General features: G+C 47.6%; 8 protein-coding genes. All 8 read left to right on the top strand.

What is annotated here, in order from left to right; translation table 11 throughout:
• Positions 1 to 754, top strand: a 754-nt coding sequence (locus V5298_RS18695; protein WP_332932947.1) for a flagellar type III secretion system protein FlhB, incomplete at its 5' end; no start/stop codon positions are given.
• Between the two features lie 94 nt (positions 755 to 848).
• Positions 849 to 2948 (top strand): flagellar biosynthesis protein FlhA, encoded by a 2100-nt coding sequence (gene flhA / locus V5298_RS18690; protein WP_332932946.1) that lies wholly within the window; start codon positions 849 to 851, stop codon positions 2946 to 2948.
• A 29-nt stretch (positions 2949 to 2977) separates the two neighbouring features.
• Positions 2978 to 4408, top strand: a complete 1431-nt coding sequence (gene flhF / locus V5298_RS18685) for a flagellar biosynthesis protein FlhF (RefSeq protein ID WP_332932945.1) — start codon at positions 2978 to 2980, stop codon at positions 4406 to 4408.
• Positions 4405 to 5274 (top strand): MinD/ParA family protein, encoded by an 870-nt coding sequence (locus V5298_RS18680; RefSeq protein WP_332932944.1) that lies wholly within the window; start codon positions 4405 to 4407, stop codon positions 5272 to 5274. The genes flhF and V5298_RS18680 overlap by 4 nt, the downstream gene beginning before the upstream one ends.
• Positions 5271 to 5999 carry an RNA polymerase sigma factor FliA gene (locus tag V5298_RS18675; RefSeq protein ID WP_332932943.1) on the top strand — a complete coding sequence of 243 codons (729 nt, stop codon included), beginning with the start codon at positions 5271 to 5273 and terminating at the stop codon, positions 5997 to 5999. The genes V5298_RS18680 and V5298_RS18675 overlap by 4 nt, the downstream gene beginning before the upstream one ends.
• A 49-nt stretch (positions 6000 to 6048) precedes the next feature.
• On the top strand, positions 6049 to 6432 hold the full coding sequence (gene cheY, locus V5298_RS18670; RefSeq protein ID WP_332932942.1) for a chemotaxis response regulator CheY: 384 nt from the start codon (positions 6049 to 6051) through the stop codon (positions 6430 to 6432).
• A 34-nt stretch (positions 6433 to 6466) separates the two neighbouring features.
• On the top strand, positions 6467 to 7216 hold the full coding sequence (locus tag V5298_RS18665; protein ID WP_332932941.1) for a protein phosphatase CheZ: 750 nt from the start codon (positions 6467 to 6469) through the stop codon (positions 7214 to 7216).
• An 11-nt stretch (positions 7217 to 7227) separates the two neighbouring features.
• Positions 7228 to 7927: Hpt domain-containing protein (locus V5298_RS18660; protein WP_332932940.1), on the top strand; the 700-nt coding region annotated here is incomplete at its 3' end.

Here is a 7927-nt window from a genome sequence, read left to right as displayed (position 1 = left end):
TAAGATGAATCCGTTAGCGGGCTTTAAACGGATGTTCGGCGTTAATGGCTTTGTGGAATTGCTCAAGGCCTTTGCTAAGTTTGTGGTGATCGGTGCCATGGCACTGGGTGCGCTTTTTTACTTCCAGGATGAAGCCTTACACCTGGATATGGAGCTTTACCCCCGCAATGTTTTTCATGCCTTAGACATGCTTGGCTGGGCTTTCTTGTTAATGACACTGGGTATGATCCCCATTGCGATTTTCGATGTGCCTTATCAGCTGTACAAACACAACAAAGAAATGAAAATGTCCAAGCAGGAAGTGAAGGACGAGAGAAAAAATGCCGACGGTAACCCCCAGGTAAAAGGGCGTATAAGACGGTTACAATATCAGGCTGCCGCCAGACGTATGATGCAGGAAGTGCCCCAGGCTGATGTGGTCGTTACAAACCCAACCCACTTTTCTGTGGCCTTAAAATACGATGATAACGGTGGACGCGCGCCCATTCTTGTGGCTAAGGGCGTTGATGAACTTGCTATGCACATTCGTAAAATTGCTGACGCCCATGATGTACCTATTGTGCCATCGCCCATGCTTGCCCGAGCCATTTACTATTCTACTGAGGTTGAACATGAAATTCCTCACAAGCTGTTTATGGCCGTCGCCCAAGTGCTCGCCTATGTATTCCAGCTGCGGGCCTTTAAAGCGGGTAAAGGCAAGCGTCCTAATCCATTGAAGAAAGATTTACCCATTCCACCGGAGTTGCGTCGTTAACTTCATGGCCATTTAAAAAAGTGGCATGGTAGTTGAAGTCTTACTGACAGGCATGACGGAAGCGTCAATTTTCTGTTAGTGAGATCCATAAACAATGCAGCTATCCGGTTATTTTCAACGATTTGACAAGAATCAACTTCAACATTTCGCCAATGGCTTAGGCGCGCCCATCGTGCTACTTGCCATCATGGGTATGGTTATCCTACCCATGCCGCCGTTTTTGTTGGATGTGTTGTTTAGTTTTAACATCGCTCTTAGCCTGGTTATCATTTTGGTGGCGGTGTTTACTCAAAAACCCGTGGACTTCGGTATCTTCCCTCTGGTGTTGTTGATTGCGACGGTTTTACGTTTAGCACTCAACGTGGCGTCAACCCGTGTGGTTTTACTCTACGGCCATGAAGGGGGCGATGCCGCAGGTAAAGTGATTGAAGCCTTTGGCGCGGTGGTCATTGGCGGCAACTATGCGGTGGGTGTGGTGGTGTTTGCCATACTCTTAATCATTAACTTTAAGGTGGTTACCGCAGGTGCCGGTCGCATATCAGAAGTGAGCGCTCGCTTTACTCTTGATGCTATGCCGGGTAAGCAAATGGCCATCGATGCCGATTTAAATGCCGGTTATATTGATCAGGATGAAGCGCGTCAGCGTCGGGAAGAAATTACCGCAGAAGCGGATTTTTACGGTTCGATGGATGGGGCGTCAAAATTTGTTAAAGGTGACGCCATAGCTGGCTTGTTTATTATGCTCATCAATATTGTCGGTGGTTTGTTTATCGGCATGATCCAGCATGATTTATCATTTGGAAACGCGCTCGAGGTTTATACCATTTTAACCATTGGTGATGGTCTTGTTGCCCAAATTCCGTCACTGCTGTTATCGGTGGCTACCGCCATCATTGTTACCCGGGAAAATGAAACCCAGGAAATGGGTAAAGAAATCCGGCGTCAGCTGGGTAATCCTCAAGCACTGTTCATTGCCTCTGCGGTGTTGTTTGTGATGGGCATTGTGCCTGGCATGCCGCACATTGCGTTTTTAGGCTTCTCGGCCATTGCCGCAGGTTATGCAGTATGGCAAACCAAACAGGCGAAAATTGCCGCTACACAGCCAGCGGTGCCCGCTACCGTGGACGGTGGCGAGCAGATGGCGCCGGAAATCAAAGAGCTGGGATGGGATGATGTGCAGCAGGTGGATACCATTGGTTTAGAAGTGGGATATCGTCTTATTCCGTTAGTGGATAAATCCCAAGGTGGCGAATTGCTAACACGGATTAAAGGCGTGCGTAAAAAATTATCGCAGGAATTAGGTTTTCTTGTGCCGCCGGTACACATCCGCGACAACCTGGATTTAGATCCCAACGCTTACACGATTTCCATGTTGGGGGTTAGCATTGGTGATGCGCAAATCAGCCATGATGAAGAGTTGGCCATTAATCCCGGACAGGTATTCGGTAAATTGGATGGACGGCCTACGACGGATCCGGCCTTTGGTCTGGATGCGGTTTGGATCCGCCCCAATCAGCGGGAGCATGCCCAAACCCTAGGCTATACCGTGGTGGATGCCGCTACGGTGGTGGCGACTCACCTTAGCCAATTGTTAAGTAACAATGCCTATCAATTACTCGGCCATGAAGAAGTACAGCAATTGCTGGATATGCTGGCTAAATCCAGTCCTAAACTGGTAGAAGGACTAGTGCCGGATATTCTGCAATTAAGTACGGTGGTGAAAGTGCTGCAAACCTTGTTATTTGAAGGCGTTCCCATTCGGGACATGCGCACCATTGTACAAACCCTTTCTGAGTATGGCCCCCGCAGCCAGGATCCCGATGTCTTGGTCTCGGCGGTGCGCATTGCATTAAAACGTCTCATTGTTCAAGAAATTAGCCAAGGCACAAAAGAAGTGCCCGTCATAACTCTGGCGCCAGAGTTGGAACAAATGTTGCACCAGTCCTTACAGGCAGGGGGCGATGATGGCGCTGGCATTGAGCCAGGACTGGCTGACAGGCTACAACAATCCCTGCAACAGGCTGCACAGCAACAAGAGTTAAATGGTGAGCCTGCGGTATTACTAACATCGGGTATGTTAAGACCTGTGTTATCTCGCTTCTTGAAGTATTCAGTTGCCGGATTACATGTGTTGTCTTATCAGGAAGTGCCCGATGACAAGCAAATTAAAATTGTCAGCTCGGTGGGTCAATAATCTGACGCCGCAAGGGTGGAGAGGGCGAAATGAAAATCAGACGGTTTTTTGGTAAAGACATGCGCGAAGCGCTAAATCAGGTCAAGGCGGAATTAGGCAGTGATGCTGTCATAATGTCTAATCGTAAGGTTGCTGACGGCATTGAGTTGGTGGCGGCTTACGATAAAGAGCCAGATGCGAAACTAAAACTGAATACCCGTCAGAGTACGGAACGTCGAAATGGCAAAAAACCGGTACCCAGTTTAAGTGAGATTATTGGTGATGAGGGGCCAGACAGCTTGCGAGCCTTGCTGGAAAAACAGGCGGCTGAAACCCAATCGCCTACCTTGGCCACTCCTAGCATGGGCGAAAGTCATAAAACGGCAGCCGCTCACGCAGCCCAAGCCCCTTTTGCCCGACAAGCACCTAAAAATACGGAATTTTCTTTTCCCGATCCCGCAGAGCATGAACGTCAGTTTAACAGCGGTGCAGAATCGCAAATGAATACTGCCTTTGAGGCACCTTCTCATATTAATGACAATAGCGTCTCCTCCGCACATGAACTTGATGCCATCAAAGAAGAGCTGGCATCCTTGCGTAATGTACTGCAACATCAGGTCGCGGATTTGATGGACGCCAAACAACGTCGTCATCGTCCTGTACACAGTTATTTGACCCAACGCCTAACTGGCATGGGATTAAGCGCTCCGTTGGCAGAGCAACTGGTGCATTACACCCCAACGTCATATACCGAGCGCGAAGCATGGATTTATCTTCTTAATCTGTTGGCGAATCGGGTGAATGTGTCGGGCAATGATATTTTGACTCAAACCGGTGTGGTTGCGTTAGTGGGCCCCACAGGTACAGGAAAGACCACCACGGTGGCAAAATTAGCCGCCAGATATGCGCAAAAATATGGCGCAGATCAAGTGGCCATGATTACCATTGATACTTACCGTATTGCGGCATTTGAACAACTGGCTACTTACGGTAAGATTATCGGATGTGTCACTCGCAAAGCACAAAGTAGCGAAGAACTCGCAGAACAGCTTTTCCAGTTACGTCACAAACGATTAATATTAATAGATACCGCTGGGTTTAGTCAGCGCGACAGTCGTCTGATTAAACAGTTAGGTCAATTTAATCACGGACAAATGCAACCGGTAAGAAAATACTTAGTTGCGCAGGCGAATACCCAATATCCTGCACTGCAACGCATAATAGAAGCGTATAATTCAGTAAAGTTAGATGGTTGTATTTTTACCAAATTAGACGAGTGTTACAGTTTGGGTGAGGTGCTAAGCATTGCTGTAGAGCAACAGCTACCCGTAAGTTATGTCACTGACGGGCAGCAGGTGCCAGAAGATATTAAAGTTGCGGATGCAAAATCTCTCGTTTCTGCAGCAGCAAAGCTTTATAAAAAGTATGGTATGGATCATACTAAGCCTTATCAGGACACAAATTCAGTTAAGGCAGTATGATCGAAGATCAAGCGAGTAGCTTAAGAAAAATGAATCAATCACGCCTCATAAAGGTTATTGCCGTCACTGGCGGTAAAGGGGGTGTTGGTAAAACCAACATCACATTAAACACGGCCATCGCCATGGCGAAGCAGGGTAAGCGTGTCATGGTGCTCGATGCCGACTTAGGGCTAGCTAACGTCGATGTTATGTTAGGACTAAGAGTGGAAAAGAATCTATCTCATGTCTTGACGGGTGAATGCACCTTGGATGATGTGTTGGTGACTGGTCCCCACGGCATTAAAATAGCACCTGCTACCTCTGGCACGCAGTCAATGACGGAGCTTACACCCACTGAACATGCCGGACTTATTCGGGCGTTTAGTGAATTACGTACGCAAATTGATGTGCTCATTGTGGATACTGCCGCAGGCATTTCGGATATGGTGCTGAGTTTTTCTCGTGCGTCCCAAGATATTATGGTGGTGGTTTGTGATGAACCTACCTCACTTACTGATGCCTATGCCCTAATTAAAATTCTTAATCGTGAACACGGTGTTTTCCGCTTTAAAATCGTCGCCAATATGGTGCGGGATGTGCGGGAAGGCCGGGAATTGTTCAGTAAGCTTTCAAAAGTGACCGGGCGTTTTCTGGATGTTGCTTTGGAGCTTGTGGCTACGGTTCCCTTTGATGAAAATATTCGTCGAGCTGTACGAAAACAAACCGCCATTGTTGATGCCTATCCAGGCTCGCCGGCGGCTGTTGCCATCAGTCAACTTGCCACTAGAGCGTTGAGCTGGCCTGTGCCTGCACAACCGGGTGGGCATTTGGAATTTTTTATCGAGCAGTTGGTCTCGAATAAGCATGCGGTGGGAAGCCAACGTTGAACAGTAAAGCCGCAGCCTATCTTCAACAATCAGATAAGTCTCAGCTAGTAGAGCGGCATGCATCACTGGTAAAACGTATTGCCCATCATTTGATGGTACGCCTTCCGGCCAGTGTGCTTGTGGACGATCTTATACAGGCCGGTATGATTGGTCTGTTAGAAGCCGCTCGAAACTTTGACGGTTCGAAAGGGGCGAGTTTTGAAACCTTCGCGGGTATTCGTATACGGGGCGCCATGCTCGACGAGATCCGCAAAGGTGACTGGACACCTCGCTCAGTTCATAAAAATAGTCGTGCCATTACAGAAGCAATTTCCCAGGTAGAACGTGAAACTGGACGGGATGCGCGGGATACGGAAATTGCCGAAAAACTTAACGTCAGTATTCATGACTATCATCAGATGCTTAATGAGGTTAACGCCGGGAAACTGGTGGGCATTGAGGATCTGGGGGTGTCAGAAGATGTCATCAGTACAGAACAAAACAAAGGCAACGATTCTCCCTTGCAGGATTTGATGCAGGGGGCTTTCCAAAAAGCCCTTGCCCACGCCATCACAACCTTGCCAGAGCGAGAAGCTATCGTATTGTCCCTGTATTACGATGAAGAATTAAATTTACGTGAAATTGGTGAAGTCCTTGACGTTAGTGAGTCAAGGGTAAGCCAGATCCACAGTCAGGCTATGTTAAAACTAAAATCTCGCATGCAATCTTGGCAAGCAGATGAATAATTTAAACCATTGATTAATAATAACTAATTAATCCTCACTGGAGGCTATTTTGGACAAAGGTATGAAAATTCTTGTTGTAGATGACTTTTCTACTATGAGACGAATCATAAAAAACCTGCTTAAGGATTTAGGGTTTTCCAATATTCAGGAAGCGGATGATGGTAGTACGGCACTTCCCATGCTCCAGCAAGGCGACTTCGACTTTGTGGTTACAGACTGGAATATGCCAGGCATGCAGGGTATCGATTTACTAAGAGCCATACGTGCCGATGATAAACTGAAGCACCTACCGGTGCTGATGGTGACCGCAGAGGCGAAAAAAGAACAAATTGTTGCCGCAGCGCAAGCTGGCGTTAATGGATACGTAGTGAAACCCTTTACCGCCGGTACGTTAAAAGAAAAACTAGAAAGAATATTTGAGCGCCTAGGCTGATCCAGCCGTATCCGCCAGAGAAGAGGATTACTGGATGTCACCGAAAAAGAAAGTGCCAATTTCGTTAGCCGAAGCAAAACAACTGGTTGCCTATTTAGAGCAAGGTGATGATGAGTCTGCCAACGAGATACTTGAAGCCGTATCGGCTAAAGAGTCGGCGGAATTATTTGCTGAAGTGGGAAAACTCACCCGGCAGCTTCATGACGCGTTAAACAATTTTCAGTTGGATGAGCGCATAGCGGGCTTGGCAAACGATGATATTCCAGATGCGCAGACGCGATTGACCTACGTTATCGAAGAAACTGAGAAAGCGGCAAATACTACCATGGATGCCGTTGAAACCTGCATGCCCATTGCCGAATCTCTGTCAAAACGTATCAGCAGTATTGCCCCTGAGTGGAAAAAGCTCATGACCCGTGAGATTGAACTGGGGGAATTTAAAAGCCTGTGCATGGATATTGATAGCTTGTTTGAAGAATCCACCTCGGATGCCTCAAAATTAACGGGTTTATTGACCGAAGTGTTAATGGCCCAAGGTTATCAGGATTTAACGGGACAAGTCATTCGCCGAGTTATTGAGTTGGTCAAGGAAGTCGAAGATAGTCTGGTTAATATGTTGACGATGTTTGGTGAAAGGGAAGGCGAAATTGTTAAGCCTACCCCTAAAGCAGAAGCGTCAGGCTGCGTGAAGGCGGAAGGTCCAATTATTAACGCCGAAGCGCGTGATGACGTAGTACAAGGCCAGGATGATGTGGATGATCTCCTGTCTAGTCTTGGTTTTTAGGGAGCACAAACATGTCATTTGAAGTTGACGAGGATATTTTACAGGATTTCTTGGTTGAAGCGGGTGAGATATTAGAACAGTTGCAAGAGCAGCTGGTGGATTTGGAAAATCATCCCGAAGATGCCGATCTCCTTAACGCTATTTTTAGAGGCTATCATACCGTCAAAGGCGGTGCGGGCTTCCTAGCTCTCACTGAGTTAGTGGAAATCTGTCACGGGGCTGAAAACGTATTTGACGTTATGCGCAACGGTCAGCGTACCCTGACGCCAGAACTCATGGACGTGATTTTGCAAGCCACCGATGTGGTGGTTGAAATGTTTGAAAAAGTGAAATCCCGGGTTCCTTTAGAGCCTGCCGATGCAGCCCTTGTGGAGGTATTGCACAAATTAAGCAAACCGGAAACGGCGGATGAAAACATTTTCGATAGCCAAGTCGCCGCTGATCCATCGAGCAGCGCGATAGCCCCTGAAGAACCCGAGTTTGTGGTGGAAGAGGTGGCTGAAACGCCCGCTACGAACAGTGATGGTGGCATTGAAGATATCACTGAAGAGGAATTTGAAGCCCTGCTTGATCAGCTTCACGGCTCCGGTGCTCCAGGTCGTTCAGCTTCCACACCATCGTCAGTCCCCAGCACTGTTGATACGTCAACAACGGGTAGCGATGATGGGGATATCACCGATGATGAATTCGAAGCTTTACTGGATGATCTTC

Origin of the sequence: Alteromonas sp. 14N.309.X.WAT.G.H12, assembly GCF_036697315.1 — a bacterium.
Classification (GTDB): Bacteria; Pseudomonadota; Gammaproteobacteria; order Enterobacterales; family Alteromonadaceae; genus Alteromonas.
The sequence above is the reverse complement of the archived record's forward strand: the minus strand, read 5'-3'. Positions and strand labels throughout refer to the sequence as shown.